The organism is Actinoalloteichus hoggarensis (assembly GCF_002234535.1).
In the GTDB taxonomy this organism is placed as follows: domain Bacteria; phylum Actinomycetota; class Actinomycetes; order Mycobacteriales; family Pseudonocardiaceae; genus Actinoalloteichus_A; species Actinoalloteichus_A hoggarensis.
The window spans coordinates 1,404,293-1,420,523 of the sequence record NZ_CP022521.1; the positions used below are offsets into that span (position 1 = coordinate 1,404,293).

The following is a 16,231-nucleotide window of genomic DNA, read 5'->3' on the forward strand; positions in this document are numbered from 1 at the left end:
CGCCAGGCACCAGATCCGGGCCGCCCATGCCGTACGGGGACGCCGAAACGGCCTATTGACACTGCCCGGCGGGGCGAGGATTTTGTTGCGTATTGAGCGACACACTTCGTGCTGTGCAACACCTTGGGGCGGTCGCGTCGTGGAAGGACGGGGTCGGATGAACGATGCCTCACCCGGTCCGGACCTCCACGTCGGCCGCTCGGTCCGCCGCGCAACGGCGGCGACCCGTCTCGTCCGGCCGGTCCGGACTCTCCCGTCGCACTGATCCACGTCTCGGCGACCCCGTCGGGGTCTCGTCCTCCGCCTGACTCCACACGGAGATCGCAGGCGTCTCGTTGTCGAATCCGTAGGAGGTTCCGAGGTGGCCGCATCCCCGAGGGTGGTCGTCATCGGCGCGGGAATCGTCGGCTGCGCGCTCGCCGACGAACTCACCGAACGCGGCTGGACCGACGTCACCGTGGTGGAACAGGGACCGCTGTTCGAGACCGGCGGTTCGTCCTCACACGCTCCCGGTCTGGTGTTCCAGACCACCGGAGATCAGACCATGACGCGGTTCGCCCGCTACACCGTCGAGAAGTACCGCGGACTGGCGGACCGGACGTCGACGGTCGGCGCGCGCTGCTTCCGGTCGGTCGGCGGCCTGGAGGTGGCCCGTACTCCCGGGCGATGGGCCGACCTGCGACGTCGGCACGGGTGGGCGACGTCCTGGGGCGTGCCCTCGATGCTCGTCGACGCCGAAGAGGCCGCCCGCCTGCATCCGCTGCTCGACCCGGATCGCATCCTCGGCGCACTGCACATTCCCTCCGACGGCCTCGCCGCGCCGGTCGCGGCGGCCCGCGCCCAGGCTGAGCGGGCCGCGAGCCGAGGCGCCCGGCTCCTCGCTGGTCGGCGAGTGATCGGCGTCGACCGCGCGGGCGGCCGAGTCAGCGCGGTGCGGACCGAGGACGAACGCTTCCGCGCCGACGTCGTGGTGTGCTGCGCGGGCATGTGGGGACCCCGCGTCGGCGCGTTGCTCGATCTGCGGATCCCGCTCACCCCGATGGCCCACCAGTACGCCAGGACCACGGCGCTTCCCGTGCTGGGCGAGGCGGCGGGCCGACCGGACTCGGGAGCGGGGCTGCCGATCCTGCGGCATCAGGAGGCCGGACTCTACTTCCGACCCCACGGCGACCGACTCGGCATCGGTGCCTACGGACACCGCCCCATGCCGATCTCGGCATGGGAGATCGCCGACGAGCGGTACCCCGTGCGCGGCGACCTCGCCGCCGAGGACCGGCCGCTCACGCGGCTGCCGTCGGTGCTGGAGTTCACCGCCGAGGACTTCGAGTCGTCGTGGTCGGCAGCGCAGGATCTGCTCCCGGTGTTGGGCGATGCCAAGGTGGACGAGGGGATCAACGGCCTCTTCTCCTTCACCGCCGACGGGATGCCGCTGCTCGGCGAGCATCCCGACCTGGAGGGATGCTGGTTCGCCGAGGCGGTGTGGATCACGCATTCGGCGGGCGTCGCGCGGGCCGTGGCGGAATGGCTGGTGGACGGGCAGCCCTCCCTGGACCTGCACGGCTGCGACCTCAATCGGTTCGAGCGGGTGCAGACCACGCCGGACTACGTCCGGGTACGCAGTGCGCGCAGCTTCGCCGAGGTCTACGACGTCGTCCACCCGCACCGGCCGATCGAGGCCCCGCGGGCCCTGCGCACCAGCCCGTTCTACGAACGCCAGCAGCGGCTCGGCGCCCGCTTCGCCGAGGTGCGGGGCTGGGAAAGGCCGCAGTGGTATGCCGAGAACGAGAACCTTCCCGAGCTGGCCGAGGTCGCCGCGCCCGGCGAGTGGGCGGCGCGGCACTGGTCGCGGACCGTCGGTGCCGAGGCCCTGCACGCCCGACGCCGGGCGGCGCTGTTCGACATGACGCCGCTGACGCGCCTGGAGGTCACCGGGCCCGGCGCCGCCGACTTCCTTCAGGCCATGACCAGTAACGACGTCGTCCGTCGCCTCGGCTCGGTCACCTACACGCTGCTGCTCGGCGAGGACGGCGGCATCCGCAGCGACCTCACCGTGGCCCGGCTGGGGGAGGAGCGTTTCCAGCTCGGCGCCAACGGCCCGCTCGACGTGGACTGGCTGCGGCGACACCTGCCCGGCGACGGTTCGGCGCAGGTCCGCGACATCACCGCGGGCACCTGCTGTCTCGGCCTGTGGGGTCCGCACGCCCGCGAGGTGCTGAGCGGACTGACCGACGACGACGTGTCCCATCGGGGCCTGCGGTACTACCGGGCGCGCGACATCCACGTCGGCGGCGTCCCCGTGACGGCGATGCGGCTCTCCTATGTGGGCGAACTCGGCTGGGAGCTGTACACCACCGCCGACCTCGGCAGGCTGCTGTGGGACACGCTCTGGGACGCGGGACGGCCACACGGTCTCATCGCGGCGGGCCGCGGCGCCTTCGACAGCATGCGGCTGGAGAAGGGCTATCGGTCCTGGGGTCTGGACATGACCACCGAGCACGCCCCGGACGAGGCAGGCGTCGACTTCGCGGTGCGCCTGGACAAGGGCTACTTCGTCGGCCGCGACGCCATCGAGGCGCGGCGGGCGACCTCGCCGACTCGCAGGCTGTGTGCCCTGGTCTCGCCGGAACCGGCCGCCACCGTCGTCGGCGCCGAGCCGGTGTTCGTCGCCGGTCGACCCCTCGGTTACGTCACCAGCGCGGGGTTCGGCCACACCCTGCGCCTGGCCGTCGCCTACGCCTGGCTGCCCGCCGAGCACGCGGTGCCGGGTGTGCCGGTCGAGATCGAGTACTTCGGGGAGCGACTGCCCTACACGGTCGCGGCCGAACCGCTCTTCGACCCGGAGGGCAGCCGAATGCGCCGATGACCGCCCGAGGACGAACAGGCCGCGGCGCCCGCCCGTGCCCGCGAGACCGGTCTCCGGGTCCTCGGCAGGGCACGGGCGAGAGACAGGCACCTCGCGCGCGGCGGGGCGATCCGCCGCGCGGCATCCGACTCCGTCGGGCCCGCGGGACGTGACGGCGGGCCCCGCACCGTGCGCCCACTCCGGCGCGGCGTGCACACCAGGACAGCAGCCCCTGTACGAGGGCCGATTCGCCGCGGGCGGCATCCCGCCGCGGGCCGGACCGACCTCGTCCGGCGATCGCGTCTCGACTCGGCATCCGAGAGGTGAGTGATCATGACGACCACCGACGACCCCACCGGACTCGTCGCCACCCTGCCCGGCCGCTACTACACCGATCCGGCCGTCTTCGAGCGGGAGCGGCAGCGGATCTTCGAGGCCGAGTGGATCTGCGCCGCCCGTACCGCCGATCTCCGCGACCCCGGGGACTTTCGCACGGTGCGGGTCGGTCGCGAGAGCGTGCTCATGGTGCTGGGGCGGGACGGCGTGGCGCGCGCCTTCCTCAACGTCTGCCGCCACCGGGGCGCCCGGCTGTGTCTCGCGGAGTCGGGAACGGCGCGGCGCAGCCTCCAGTGTCCCTACCACGCCTGGACCTACGGGTTCGACGGCCGACTCACGGCCGCGCCGAACCTGAGTTCCCTCGGTGCGGTCGACCGCACCGAGTACGGCCTGATCCCGGTGGCGCTGCGGCACTGGCTCGGCTATCTGTGGGTGTGCCTGGCGTCGGAGCCGCCCTCCTTCGAGGACACGGTGATCGAGGCGGTGACCGAGCGACTCGGCGATCCGGCCGCCGTGCGGCGCTACGAGGTGGAGGGCCTCGCGCTGGGCAGACGGATCTCCTACGACGTCCGGGCGAACTGGAAGCTCATCGTCGAGAACTTCATGGAGTGCTACCACTGCGCGACGATCCATCCCGAGCTGACCGACGTGCTGCCCGAGTTCGCGGAGGGGTACGCGGCGCAGTACTACGTGGGGCACGGTGCCGCGTTCGCCGAGGAGGCCGAGGGGTTCACCGTCGACGGTCGATCGGGTTTCGGCAGGCTGCCGGGGATCACGGCCGACCAGGACCGCCGGTACTACGCCGCGACGGTGCGGCCGCAGGTGTTCCTCAATCTGGTTCCGGACCATGTGATCCTGCACCGGATGTATCCCCTCGCCGTGGATCGCACGCTGGTGGAGTGCGACTGGCTCTACGCCCCGGAGGTGGTGGACTCGGGAGCGGATCTCTCGGCGTCGGTCGAGCTGTTCGATCGGGTCAATCGGCAGGACTTCGAGGCATGCGAACGCTGTCAGCCCGCGATGAGCTCGAGGGCTTATGCCCGAGGCGGCGTGCTCGTCCCGGTCGAGCACCACATCGGCCGCTTCCATGAGTGGGTTCTCGATCGACTCGGGTGAGGTCGGGCGAGCGACGGCGGCGGGCGTGGTGCGGCGGCGTGCGCCGGTCGACACGGACGCGGGTGCGGCGATCTCGGCCTCCGCACCGTGCCCGTGCGGGCGGTGGTCTGAGCCGGGCGGCGTGCCGAGGCGGGGACGGGTGAGGCGGGGACGGGCGAGGCGGACGACCGACCGCGTGGGCGGCGGCATCGTGGACGGGTCGCCGAGCCGCGCGACGCCGCGTCCCACCACAGGGAGTCGGCAGGTGTCGAAGGGGCGGCGGGCTCGGAGTGGTCCCTTCTCGGCGTCGTCTGTTCTCGGATGCTGTTAGCCTCCGGCGACGCGCGGGCACCGTGCCGGGCGTCTCGCAGGGCCCGGTGCAGCCGGGCCGCCGGGTTCGGGCCGCCGGGCCCGGGGGAGATCACGGTCCTCGGGGACCGCGCCTCCCGGGCGTGCTACGTCGGAGGACGGGATCATGACGGCAGGTCGGACGGCGACGGAATCCGCGGTCCGACCGCCCATGGTCGGTGTGGTGGCCGCCGCCGCGGGCGGCCTGTCAGGGCTGCGCATCGGCCTCGTGGAACCCGTTCTGGCCAGGGGATGGCGGGTCGGCGTCACGCTCACCCCGACGGCCGCGCGGTGGTTGACCGCGATCGGCGAGGTCGAGGCGCTGGCCGCGGCCACCGGCTTTCCGGTGCGCTCGGAGTCCCGGCTGCCGGAAGAGCCCCGACCGCACCCGCCCGTCGACTGTTACGTGCTCGCCCCCGCGTCGGCCAACACCGTGGCCAAGCTCGCGCTGGGCATCGGCGACAACCAGGCGCTGACTCAGGTCGGGGAGGCTCTGGGTGATGTTCGGGTGCCGGTGGTGGTGTCTCCTCGGGTCAACGCCGCGCAGGCACGGCATCCGGCCTGGTCCGGTCACCTGGCCGCCCTGCGGCTGGCGGGGGCCCGTCTGGTCGACGGGGCCGGGGAGTTCCCGCTGACCGAGCCTGCGGACGAGCCGGAACGCGGCCTTCCGTGGTCGTCCGTCCTGGCCGCGGTGGTCGAGGCGGTCGACGCGAGGAAGTGACCGCTCCTGTGGCTCGACGGCCCTTGCCGCGCCGGTCGACGGGGAGGTTCCGCGCGAGGACGGAATGGGCCCCAGGTCGCGTCCAAACTATGGGAGCGTTCCCAAGGCGGACCGCGAATCGTCCGGTGCCGCTCGTACTCCGTGTAGGGCGCCCGGTGGTCGTCGGTGGTGCTCCGTAGCGTGGCGAATCGCTTCGATCGACGCGAGAGAGCCTGGTCGTCTCTGGATTTAGGCGCGCACATCGTCGAATTCGCCGCGTCGAATTCGACGCCCTTTCTCTCGAATGTCGAAGCGCCGGAATGTAGCCTCGGGGTCGAGAAGTCGATCGTGCACAGCGCGAGACATGCGCTGCGGAGTCGAGTATAACCCCAGTTCAGAAGCACTTCATCGGGCGTGAGGGGTGTCGGCGTCCGCTGGTGTCGATGGGGTCGGTCGGGTGTCGTCGGTCGGACTCCTTCGTGTCAACCGCAGCGTTTTCGCGATCACGGATCTCGTGGAGGAGAATTATTCGCCGCCGCCCGAGCGGCCTCCGCTGCCCGTACCTGGTGTTTTCTGTCCGGTCCGACGTCAAGGTAGATCAGCTTTGATGATCGACGAGACAATTTTCGCGTTACGCCCTCTTTTCAGCCTGTTACCGCATTGGTACAGTCCGTTCTGGGAGCGCTCCCAATGGTCTACGGCGTAGCGCTACCCGCCTCGGACAAGGGTGTCGTGAGGTAACAAGCAAGGAGCCGAAATGAGATATGACTCCCCAAGCAAGGCGAGGGAATCAGGTCGCCGTCGCGGCACCGCCGCAGCATCGGCCGTGGTTCTCGCCGCCGGACTCCTCCTCGCCGTCGGACAGACGGCCAGCGGTGCCGAGAATGATCCGGCACCCGCACAGCAGCGGGTCGACAACCCGTACGACGGTGCTCAGGTCTATGTGAACCCGGTCTGGGCGGCCAATGCCGCCGCCGAGCCCGGCGGATCGGCCATCGCCGACCAGCCGACCTACGTGTGGCTGGATCGGATCGGCGCCATCGAGGGCAACGACAGCCCGACGACGGGCGACTACGGATTGCGCGACCACCTGGACGAGGCCGTCTCCCAGGGCGCGGACCTGTTCCAGGTCGTCATCTACAACCTGCCCGGTCGGGACTGCGCCGCGCTCGCCTCCAACGGTGAACTGGGCCCGGACGAGCTCGACAGGTACGAGTCGGAGTACATCGACCCGATCGCGGAGATCCTCGCCGACCCGGCGTACGCCGGCCTGCGCATCGCGACGATCATCGAGATCGACTCGCTGCCCAACCTGATCACCAACGTCGGCAGCCGTGAGACCGCGACGCCCCAGTGCGACGAGATGCTGGCCAACGGCAACTACGTCAACGGCGTCGGCTACGCGCTGGCGCAGCTGGGCGCGATCCCGAACGTCTACAACTACGTCGACGCGGGTCACCACGGCTGGATCGGCTGGGATAACAACTTCGGGGCCTCGGCCGACCTGTTCTTCGAGGCGGCCAACGCCAACGGAGCGTCTCCCGACGACGTGCACGGCTTCATCGCCAACACCGCCAACTACTCGGCCTTGAAGGAAGATCACTTCGCGGTCGGCGACATCGTCAACGGCCAGCCGATCCGCGGCGAGGCGAGCTGGATCGACTGGAACAACTACGTCGACGAGCTGTCCTTCGCCCAGGCCTTCCGTGAGGAGGCGATCTCGGCGGGCTTCAACTCCGACATCGGCATGCTGATCGACACCTCTCGCAACGGCTGGGGCGGCAGCGAACGGCCGAGCGGCCCCGGCCCGCAGACCAGCGCCGACGAGTACGTCGACGGCGGACGCTACGACCGCCGCATCCACCTCGGGAACTGGTGCAACCAGGCCGGTGCGGGCCTCGGCGAGCGGCCGACCGCCTCCCCCGAACCCGGCATCGACGCCTACGTCTGGGCGAAGCCGCCGGGAGAGTCGGACGGATCCAGCGAGGAGATCCCGAACGACGAGGGCAAGGGCTTCGACCGGATGTGCGACCCCACCTACGAGGGCAACCCGCGCAACCAGTACAACATGTCCGGCGCGCTGGACCACGCGCCGCTCTCCGGTCACTGGTTCTCCGCGCAGTTCCAGGAGCTCCTCGCCAACGCCCACCCGCCGCTGGGCTCCGAGCCCGGCGAGCCCGGCGAGCCCGGTGAGCCCGGTGAGCCTGGCGAGCCCGGCCCCGTCACCGGCTGCAGCGTGGACTACAGCCTGCAGTCGCAGTGGAACGCGGGCTACGTCGTCGAGGTGACGGTGACCAACACCAGCAGCACCGCGCTGCCCAGCTGGTCGCTCGTCTGGACGAACCCGAACGGTCAGCAGGTGACCAGCGCCTGGAACGCCTCGGTCACCCAGCAGGGCACCCAGGTCACCGCCAGCGGCAGCGGATGGAACGGAAGCATCCCGGCGGGCGGCTCGGTGAGCTTCGGCTTCCAGGGCACGTCGAACGGGGCGCACGTCGCACCGGCCGCGTTCAGCCTGAACGACTCCGTGTGCAGCTGACGCTCGACGTCCCATCGCACCACCACGGGTGGGGAGAGCCTGACCAGGCTCTCCCCACCCGGTCTGTTCCGATCGGTCCTACTACCAGGGCGGGCGATTCTCACCCGACCGGACGTCACTGGAAAGCATGGTCGCGCTGTCCAGACCCCGCCGACCCGGCGGACCGGATCGCGATCGAGCTCGTGGGGAGGTCGTGGCTACCCCGCCCACCTTGGCCGGTGCTCCGACAGGCACGGTGCGTCCGTCGTCGCCGGGCGAGGCAGCGAACCTCCCCACGGAGAAGACGACTCGATCACCGTGTGACCGGCTGCCGGCTCGACCACGTCCACCGGCCGGCCAGGGCCGCGAAGTCCGCCTACTCCACAGGGAAGGAGATCCGGGCGGAGACGGCGCGATGGGGTTTCGATCACTGCCGCCTCCCGCAGGTCGCGCGGGGCCTCCCCGTGCCGCTCGGCGACACGCAGGCGTACCTGGCGGCCGGCGAGCACCTGGTCATCCTGGCGTTCCGAGGCACCGAGGTCACTCCGCTCAAGGACTGGGCTGACCGATGCGACCTCCCCCCGTCGCTCCGGAGTCCGTCGCCAAGGGCCTGGTCCATCTGGCTTCGACCGCGCCTGCGACGGTGCCTCCTCTGGTGCGGCAGGGCATCGAGGAACCGCGCACCACGGCCGGAGCGTCTGGCTGACCGGCCACAGCCTCGGCGGCGCGCAGGCAGTGCAGGCGGCGAACCGCACCTCGCGGAGCCGAATCCGGCTACCGACGGCGTCTACGCCTTCGGGCAGCCGCGTGTCTGTGATCCGCTGCCCGCGCCTACGCCGAGGCATTGAAGGACCGGAGCCTCCGGTTCGTCGACAGCAACGACATCGTGCCTCAGCTCCCGCCCGAGTCGGTGTTCCGGCGGGTGAAGGTCCCTCGATGCTTCGACCGCTCCGGGACGCTGCCCGAGCCGCCGTCGCTGTGGGGCGGCGTGGTCGACAAGGTGGCAGGCCATGCGGACGAGCTGCTGTCGCCGGGCAGCGACGCACTCCGGGATCACCCGATGGATCGATACTGGCGAGCATCGAGAAGAACCTGTAGCGACGGGCCGAGGGACGACGGTCGCGAGCTCAGAACGCGACCGCCACGGCGACCAGGAAGACGGCCCCGTAGAACAGCCAGGGCCAGGCCACCCAGCCGGGTACCGGTAGGCCCGCGCGGATCGCCCGTTCGCCGCCGATCCCGCCCGCGATCACGCCGATCAACAATGTCGCCGTCGGCCCGAAGGCCACGAAGTACACCCGCGCCATCGGGCAGGTCGCCGCGTCCACGCAGGAGAACGCGACGGCCGCCACGAGCAGGTAGTTCACCCAGGCCAGCACCAGCCCGATCGCCAGGAGACCGCCCAGCCCGAGCCAGAGGACCAGTCGGGGACGCCTCGCCGAGAGCGCTGCCCTGGCCTCCGACGGTGACATGGGACGACTGTAGGCGATGGGGGCGCCACGCGACCGGCGAAGAGCCGTCGTCGCCGCCCTGCCCGGTGTCGCAGAATCGTCCGCGTGATCCGACTGCATGACATCGTCGTGGACTGTGCTCGACCCGCCGCACTCGCCCGATTCTGGGCGGCGGCGTTGGACGACTACGAGATCGCCCCGTATGACGAGGAGGAACTGGCACGGCTGCGTGCCGAGGGCATCGACGGTCCCGAGGACGATCCACTCGTCTTGGTCGAGCCCGCCGCCGACGGCGCCCCCAGGCTGTTCTTCCAGCTCGTACCCGAATCCAAGGCCGGCAAGAATCGGCTGCACCTGGATCTGCGGTGTGACGACCTGGCCGTCGGAATCGACCGGTTGACCGAGCTGGGCGCTCGAGTGCTGAGCAGGACCGACGACTGGATCGTCCTGGCTGATCCCGAGGGCAACGAGTTCTGTCTCAGCGCCGAGACGGTCTCGTCAGGGAGCTGACCGGCCGAGGCGCGCCGCAGCCCGCCTGACCGCCTCCCGGCGGGCGTCGTCCACGCGGCTGACCGTCGACGCCACCAGTTCCGGGTCCGCCTTCGCGGGTGACCCCGCGTCGAACGGCGGCGCGGGATCGTACTCGAGTCGTAGCTGGACCTGCTTCGCCACGTCCTCGCCGAAGAGCCGCGCCGCGAGCACGAACGCGAAGTCGATCCCGGAGGTCACCCCGGCCCCGGTGATCCGGTTCCCGTCGATCACCACTCGTTCGCTCGTCGGGATCGCCCCTAGTTCGGCCAGCATGGGCAGCGCGGACCAGTGGCTGGTCGCGCGGCGACCCGTGAGCAGCCCGGCCGCCGCCAACGTGAACGAGCCGGTGCACACCGACGTGACCCACGAGGCACCGCCGGCCTGCCTGCGCAGGAAGTCCAGCGCGACGGCGTCGTCGAAGAGATCGAACGCACCCTGGCCGCCCGGGACGAACAACACGTCGGCCTGTGGACAGTCGGCCAGCGTCGTCGTCGGCACGATCGACCACCCGCTGTCGGTGGCCACCGGCCGGGTGTCGTGCCAGGCGACGTGTACCTCGGCGCCCGGCAGCCTGGAGAAGACCTGCGCGGGGCCGGTGAAGTCGAGCTGGGTGACGTTCGGGAACAACAACGCGACGATCCGCAGCGGCGAAGGGCTCACGGAGGTGAGCCTAGGCAGCTCCGATCGGCGCCGAAAGCCCGTGCCCGACGTGGGTTTCCCGAGCCGGTCCACGATTGACCGCGCAGCGTGATCGTTGCTAACTTCGCCCGCATGTCGGCTCCGGTGGACTCTGCGGCGCGGGAATCGCTCGGCGGCTGGCTGATCGTCGTCGGCGGCCTGTCCGCAGCCCTCGCCGTCGTCCTGCTCGTCGTCTCCTTCCCGCTGGCACCGCTCCCGGGCGTGGCGGCGATCGTGCTCGGAGTCCTGGGGCTGCGCCGCGGGGCGCGCCGCCATCGCGGCCTGTATCAGACGATCCTGGCCGTCGGAGTCTTCGGCGTGGTGCTCGGGGTCCTGGCGATGCTCTTCCTGCTCAGCGCGGGAACGGGAACCATCGAGGTCACGGTCGTCGAACGGATCGAGTAGCGCCGGGCGGAGTCGGCGACGCTCTCACCACGAGGGTCGATGCCCTCGGACCCGGGGCTCGACGAGACGGCCCGCGAGTACGCCGGGACTCCACGCCGAGAGGCCGCTCACAGAGTCGATCTCATGTACGCAGGCTCCGGGTGCGACACGCGGGACATCGTAGGTCGGATCGGTACGGCCAAGCGGGACGTCGCCCGTCAGGGCCGGTCAGTACGGCGAGGTCCGGTGAGGTCACCGCGGTCATGACCACAGGCGATCACGATCTGTCGGACACGACGGCCATGATGCCCGTACGAGCCGGCGAGGGGGCATCGTGCTGGTGCACGCGATCACGACGACGGTCTTCATTGATTTTCATATCTTCCGACTGGTCGGCGAGGACGGATTCGACGACGTCGTCCCCGGCGGGAAAGAACGACCTCCGGTGTACGGTGTTCTTCCCCGAGGAGTCCTCCTGCATAGCGCGGTGAACGCGCATGAACCGACGGTCCACCTTCAGATCTGGGATGCCCCGCCGGAGCAGGACCCGAGCGAATGGGATGCCGTCGCCGATGGGGAGTTCTCCACCAGGGGCAACACGCTGATACTCGCGTGCACGACCGGGGCGCCGAACGACTCCGCCGTCGACCTGCCGTGGTGTGGAGCCGTACGCTTCCGGGCGCATTATCGGAATCCACTGGGCCTCGACGAGACCAGCGTGACCAGAGAGACCCAGCACACCGAGGAGCACCTCATCCAGCTCTGGCCCGGAGGCGCTCGTGCCGAGGATCGCGTCGCCCCGCCGGTCGCTGGTCATCCCGACCCCGTTTGAGCGGCCCCCGGCATCCGCACCGCCGTCAGCTCGGCAGCCTCGCCCCACTCCCACGGATCATGCGGCATAGACGGGGAGGATCGGGGCGCTACCTCGGCGCGCACGCGGTGCCAGCGTCGGCCGCAACGAGAGCCGCCGCTGATCCGGACGTTCCGCCGAGGGGACACCCAACCCGAGGCTGTTTCGGGCCGCCCGGTGCGAGCCTCCTTCCCAGGTGGTCGTGCAGGGCCTTCCCGCCTGCGAGCGGCCGGGGACGGTGCGCCGGACGGAATCGCGACCGCGCGCTACGGGGGCTCAGGTGTAGAAGGGCTCGCGGCGGTCCTCGAACCCGTGTCGGATGCGGAGTCGGATCGAGGGGTGGATGCTCAGCCTGTCCAGATCCGCGTGCGCGACCCAGAGCACTTCTGTGCTTTCGCTGCTGGTGTGAAGTTCGCCGCCGGCGGGTCGGGCGCGGAAGCAGATCGAGAACTCCTGTCGTACCTCGCCGTCGTCGTAGGCGATGAGGTGGGCGGGGTTGGAGTACAGGCCGATGACGCCGGTCGGCTCGACGGCGATCCCGGTCTCCTCGTCGACTTCCCGGACGACCGTCCGCGCGAGGGTCTCGCCGAGTTCGAGTTGTCCGCCGGGGATGGCGTAGAGGCCGTTGTCGCTGCGGCGGATCATCAGCAGCTCGCCCGTCTCGTTGAGTACGAAGGCACTGACGGCGATGGCGATGCCGTTCGGCGGGGGCGCGTCGGGATCGTGGAAGTAGTCGGTGCGTGCCATGGGGCGGCTCCTCGTCGGAGAGCGGCTGCCGTCGACGCGATCCACAGCACTGCGGAGTACGCCCGAAGTACGTCAGCTGTGGAGCGTCCACGCAGGAGGAACGGCGTGCGGGAGGATCGCGCCTGCGGGGGAGGTCGCCGACGAGCGTAGTGAAGGGTGCCGCGTCGTGAGAAGCAGGAGATCGCCGCGCAGGGCGGCACTCGAACCCGGTCTCGACGTTGATCGAGCGTCGCCGTGGTGTCCGGTCCCAGGTGGTCCCGAGGCGGTTCGGTATCCCGATCGCCCTGCCTCGCCGCCGGCCCCGGCAGAACGGGCGACCATGATCAGCGTTCCGGTGCCCGGGGCATAGCCGGTGAGGTCCTTGACGCGCTTCGTTCTGGCCATGGACGCACGCTAGCGCCGATCTATGGGACACCGTGTAGGACAGATGCCCGGCAGACCGGCGCTGGTGTGATCTTGGTTTGTGACATACGCACTGGCCAACGGAATCTTGACCTTGGTGCGGCATCAGGGACTTGAACCCCGAACCCGCTGATTCATGATCTCTCTTCATCGTCGTTCGGCGTCGGTGCTCGACATGGCCCCTCACCTGCTTGGACGCGGTAGCCGGGTCCACTGTCGAGCATCGGCGCCCTTCGTCGTTCAGCGTTGTTCTCTGGGGGTATTCCGGGGTCGTGATCTTGAGATGAGCCGGTCATCCGGTGGCAAGGCGGCGAAGCCGTCGCGGCAGTCGAGCGCCATGACCAGCGTTGCCAGGATGCCCCGCTCGGCGCTCTGTCGGACCGGAGTCGCGGCCTAGCCCTGCTCAGCCTTCTCGCGCGTCGTCTGCGGTGGCGCATCCCGGAACCCGGCGGCTGGGCGTCGGCCAGGCCGAGGACGCGCGTCAGCGCGCCCGCAGGACTGAGCCGCGCGCCCGGCCTACCCGAGGTGACCCGGCAGCGCGCCGCCTACGGCGGCGCGCCTTGATCCCCTAGAGCCAGATTCGGCAACGAAAAGTACAGTTAATCAGGAAGAAATTTTCTCGCAGCGACAGTAGTGGCGTGCCTAATGAAAATCGTGCTAAAGTCGAGTAAAAGAATGGAGAATCGAATGGGTAAAAACAAGTCCCGAAAGAAGACGGTTTCCTTCTTCGAGGTGCGCGGCAAGGATGGGGAAGCTATCGAGGAGCCGATCGACTGGAAGCACATTCTTAGCCGGTTGGCGAATCGCGGACACATGGAAAGGCTTCGCGAAATAGGCGGGACCTCCTATTGGTACAATGTGCAGACTCATGATGGCGAAGACGTGTTTGTATTTCTGCGCCACCGCGACGAAGGTGTCTCGTCCTACAATCTAATAGCCGACAAGGTTATCGAAAATGATCCAGTCGATGTCGATAGGCCCTACGTGGAGTACTCGGTTGTTAAGTTTATTTCCGGAACCAACAAGTTTGGCTTCGTCTTGGGTTCCAATGCGTCCGCGCGCACGGCATCTCTTCAGTCTTACTTGAACAAAGCTGATATATTCAGCGAGGAGATAACTATTGGCCCAGACTGGGGGGCGGACGCTAAGGAAAGAATTCTTGCGGCCGAGGAGGCGGTCTCGTTTGAAGTTGTCCTTGAACCAGATCATTTGTCTGCAATTCAGTCGTCCTCAGGAGTTTTTGCTACTTCTGATATCATTAAGTCTGCACCGTCTAGCTTGAGCCTGCGTCTCGAATTCAAATCGAAAGGGCGTATAGTTAAGGCCGACGCGGAAAAACGCAGAGAAATTGCAGAGATAGCGAAGGCTTATGTAAACTTGCCGGCAATGAGGGCTGCCGTGTACTTGCCGAAGCCGCTGAAAAATGGGAAGTTTGATAGGGAAAAGATTGACTTCTACGAAAATCAGCTTACGACCAAAATATCGGTCGTGTTTCGTGGGGACGATCCCGAATCGAGCAAAATAAGAATGTACATCGAGGCTATTGACGCTGCTACCGAGCAGCTCCACGATCAGCTATTCCGACCGGACGTTCTGTCGGTAGGTTGGGATAGTATCGTGTCGGAGGTGGTTGAGGGCCATGGACGGCAGATATGTCGATAAAGTGCAAGAAAAAAGTATCCTCAAAAGGAGTGGCTTAAAGATTCGCGAATGGTGGCTTCGGCATCCAAATCTCGATCTGGCAATTTCTATTATGTTGGTACTTGCAGCGCATGTGGCTTCGAGTCTGGCGAAAAAGGAGCTTGGATCATGGATGGATAGTGGACAAAGAACCGACGCCTACGCGGCGGGGGCGGGGGTGATGTCGCTTCTTGGTGGCTTCGTAAGTGTTAGCGTATCTCAGTATTTGTCCACAGGGGGAGCGACTTTCGAAGCTGTGCGCCAGCGGCATGGAAGCGTGCTGAATAAGAATTATATGAGCATAATAAAGTGGCTTTTCGGCGGTGCCCTACTTTGCTTGCTTGCCATGCTTTTAGACACCGATAGATTCTACAGTGCATCCTTTTCAATCTTTTTAACAAGCCTGGTGTTGTCTGTCGCAAAATTTACCAGACTCGCGGTGGTTTTTGCTATTTTTCTAGGTACCATTGTGATTGATGGCAGACCTAAGGCTCTCAGGAAAAGATCTATCGGGGTGAAGATCTGAATGAATCATTTCGTGTAGATCGCGTCCCAGTGGTATGATTCTCCTCATCCGATCTTCAGCTGGTGGTGTCTGATTAGCCACCCTGGTGACGTCGCGTGGAGACTTCAGATACAGTAACTGAATGAGATTGCAGCGGCAGGCTCGCCAGCTCGCGTTTGACCAATTGGCGGTGATAATGCCTCGCCGGTGGCGCCACGTTCAGGGTGTCGCGGATCGCGCAGCTAAAACTTCTGCACTAGTCGTTGGCAACGGGTCCGAGATAGTTTCCGCAGCGTTTTTGCACGACGTGGGCTATTCTCCTGGACTGGTAGTTACAGGCTTTCATCCATTGGATGGTGCTCGATGGCTTCGCGGTGCCGGTGTCTCACAGCGAGTAGTGAACCTCGTAGCTCACCACTCTTGTGCGCGGCTGGAGGCTCGGCTGCGCGGCTTGTCGGCCGAACTCGACGAGTTTCCCGATGAGGGGCCGACTCCAGTGCGGGATGCCTTGTGGTGGGCGGACATGACGACGTCTCCGGATGGTGTTCCGGTGACCTTCGATGAGCGCATATCGGAGATTCAGCGCCGGTACGGCCCTGAAGACCTTGTGTCCCGCTTCATCCGAGAGGCTGAGCCTGAGCTACGGGCCGCTGTTGAGAGAACGGAGAGACGCTTGCTCGCTGCGGGGAATCATGAGAAGTAGGGTTCCCCGCTGCGCTCGATGCCGTGTGTGATGCGGAGTCGGATCGATGGGTGGATGTTGAGGGCGTCGAGGTCATCAGGTTCGACCCATAGCACTTCTTTGCTTTCGTTGCTGGTGCGGAGTTCTCCGCCGGTGGGGATGGCTCGAAAGCAGATGGAGAACTCTTGTCGTACTTCTCCGTCGGTGTATGCGATGACGTGTTCGGGATCGGTGTAGATGCCGGTGATTTTCTGGACTTCGACGTCGATGCCGGTCTCTTCCTTCACTTCGCGTACGACGGTGTGGGAGATGGTCTCGCCGATGTCTTGGGCTCCGCCGGGGATGGCGTAGAGGTCGTTGTCGGTGCGACGGATCATGAGGAGTCGGCCGGTCTCGTCCTGGATGACGGCGGTCACGGCGACGACGATGCTGTTGGCCTGGGGTGCGGTGGGGTCTTGGTAGTAGTCGGTGCGTGCCATGGT

General features: G+C 67.4%; 13 protein-coding genes. 9 read left to right on the plus strand and 4 right to left on the minus strand.

Annotation, left to right across the window (positions count from 1 at the left end; translation table 11 throughout):
• Positions 1-361 precede the first annotated feature (361 nt).
• The 4 genes from AHOG_RS06350 (at position 362) to AHOG_RS06365 (ending at position 7,860) form a co-directional block, all read left to right on the plus strand.
• Positions 362-2,863, plus strand: coding sequence for a GcvT family protein (locus tag AHOG_RS06350; protein WP_093940524.1), 2,502 nt, complete (start codon positions 362-364; stop codon positions 2,861-2,863).
• 312 nt (positions 2,864-3,175) lie between these two features.
• Entirely contained in the window at positions 3,176-4,294 is a 1,119-nt protein-coding gene (locus tag AHOG_RS06355) for an aromatic ring-hydroxylating oxygenase subunit alpha (protein WP_093944209.1), read from the plus strand.
• 454 nt (positions 4,295-4,748) lie between these two features.
• Positions 4,749-5,342 (plus strand): flavoprotein, encoded by a 594-nt coding sequence (locus tag AHOG_RS06360; protein ID WP_245856589.1) that lies wholly within the window; start codon positions 4,749-4,751, stop codon positions 5,340-5,342.
• Positions 5,343-6,078: 736 nt separating this feature from the next.
• On the plus strand, positions 6,079-7,860 hold the full coding sequence (locus AHOG_RS06365) for a glycoside hydrolase family 6 protein (RefSeq protein ID WP_157736680.1): 1,782 nt from the start codon (positions 6,079-6,081) through the stop codon (positions 7,858-7,860).
• A gap of 1,106 nt (positions 7,861-8,966) precedes the next feature.
• Here AHOG_RS06365 and AHOG_RS06375 read toward each other — a convergent pair.
• On the minus strand, positions 8,967-9,311 hold the full coding sequence (locus tag AHOG_RS06375) for a hypothetical protein (RefSeq protein ID WP_093940526.1): 345 nt from the start codon (positions 9,309-9,311) through the stop codon (positions 8,967-8,969).
• A gap of 84 nt (positions 9,312-9,395) precedes the next feature.
• Between AHOG_RS06375 and AHOG_RS06380 the strand changes: the two genes are divergently transcribed.
• A complete protein-coding gene (locus tag AHOG_RS06380) occupies positions 9,396-9,800 on the plus strand; it encodes a VOC family protein (RefSeq protein ID WP_093940527.1) in 405 nt (134 codons plus the stop codon).
• Here the strand turns inward: AHOG_RS06380 and AHOG_RS06385 are convergent.
• Positions 9,789-10,481: a DJ-1/PfpI family protein gene (locus AHOG_RS06385; protein WP_245856590.1), complete on the minus strand. Its 693-nt coding sequence runs from the start codon at positions 10,479-10,481 to the stop codon at positions 9,789-9,791. The two genes, AHOG_RS06380 and AHOG_RS06385, sit on opposite strands and share 12 nt — an antisense overlap.
• Before the next feature lie 111 nt (positions 10,482-10,592).
• Between AHOG_RS06385 and AHOG_RS29800 the strand changes: the two genes are divergently transcribed.
• Together AHOG_RS29800 and AHOG_RS06395 are read left to right on the plus strand one after the other, a co-directional pair.
• Complete coding sequence (locus tag AHOG_RS29800; protein ID WP_245856591.1) at positions 10,593-10,904, plus strand: hypothetical protein; 312 nt, start codon at positions 10,593-10,595, stop codon at positions 10,902-10,904.
• Positions 10,905-11,217: 313 nt separating this feature from the next.
• On the plus strand, positions 11,218-11,715 hold the full coding sequence (locus AHOG_RS06395) for a hypothetical protein (protein ID WP_093940530.1): 498 nt from the start codon (positions 11,218-11,220) through the stop codon (positions 11,713-11,715).
• 294 nt (positions 11,716-12,009) lie between these two features.
• Here AHOG_RS06395 and AHOG_RS06400 read toward each other — a convergent pair whose 3' ends face one another.
• A complete protein-coding gene (locus AHOG_RS06400; RefSeq protein ID WP_093940531.1) occupies positions 12,010-12,480 on the minus strand; it encodes an NUDIX hydrolase in 471 nt (156 codons plus the stop codon).
• 1,089 nt (positions 12,481-13,569) lie between these two features.
• Between AHOG_RS06400 and AHOG_RS28360 the strand changes: the two genes are divergently transcribed.
• Both AHOG_RS28360 and AHOG_RS28365 read left to right on the plus strand, forming a co-directional pair.
• Positions 13,570-14,544 (plus strand): hypothetical protein, encoded by a 975-nt coding sequence (locus tag AHOG_RS28360; protein WP_157736682.1) that lies wholly within the window; start codon positions 13,570-13,572, stop codon positions 14,542-14,544.
• The gene (locus AHOG_RS28365; protein ID WP_157736683.1) at positions 14,522-15,088 is read left to right on the plus strand and encodes a hypothetical protein; all 567 of its coding nucleotides are present in this window, start codon (positions 14,522-14,524) and stop codon (positions 15,086-15,088) included. Before AHOG_RS28360 ends, AHOG_RS28365 begins: the two co-directional genes overlap by 23 nt.
• 669 nt (positions 15,089-15,757) lie before the next feature.
• On the opposite strand, the gene AHOG_RS06410 is transcribed toward AHOG_RS28365, so the two are convergent.
• On the minus strand, positions 15,758-16,228 hold the full coding sequence (locus AHOG_RS06410; protein WP_093940533.1) for an NUDIX hydrolase: 471 nt from the start codon (positions 16,226-16,228) through the stop codon (positions 15,758-15,760).
• Positions 16,229-16,231 lie beyond the last annotated feature (3 nt).

Excerpts from the sequence above, each read along its gene's own strand:
- AHOG_RS06355 (WP_093944209.1), top strand. The coding sequence starts at position 3,176 with ATGACGACCACCGACGACCCCACCGGACTCGTCGCCACCCTGCCCGGC.
- AHOG_RS06360 (WP_245856589.1), top strand. The coding sequence starts at position 4,749 with ATGACGGCAGGTCGGACGGCGACGGAATCCGCGGTCCGACCGCCCATG.
- AHOG_RS06365 (WP_157736680.1), top strand. The coding sequence starts at position 6,079 with ATGAGATATGACTCCCCAAGCAAGGCGAGGGAATCAGGTCGCCGTCGC.
- AHOG_RS06375 (WP_093940526.1), bottom strand. The coding sequence starts at position 9,311 with ATGTCACCGTCGGAGGCCAGGGCAGCGCTCTCGGCGAGGCGTCCCCGA.
- AHOG_RS29800 (WP_245856591.1), top strand. The coding sequence starts at position 10,593 with ATGTCGGCTCCGGTGGACTCTGCGGCGCGGGAATCGCTCGGCGGCTGG.
- AHOG_RS06400 (WP_093940531.1), bottom strand. The coding sequence starts at position 12,480 with ATGGCACGCACCGACTACTTCCACGATCCCGACGCGCCCCCGCCGAAC.
- AHOG_RS28360 (WP_157736682.1), top strand. The coding sequence starts at position 13,570 with ATGGGTAAAAACAAGTCCCGAAAGAAGACGGTTTCCTTCTTCGAGGTG.
- AHOG_RS28365 (WP_157736683.1), top strand. The coding sequence starts at position 14,522 with ATGGACGGCAGATATGTCGATAAAGTGCAAGAAAAAAGTATCCTCAAA.
- AHOG_RS06410 (WP_093940533.1), bottom strand. The coding sequence starts at position 16,228 with ATGGCACGCACCGACTACTACCAAGACCCCACCGCACCCCAGGCCAAC.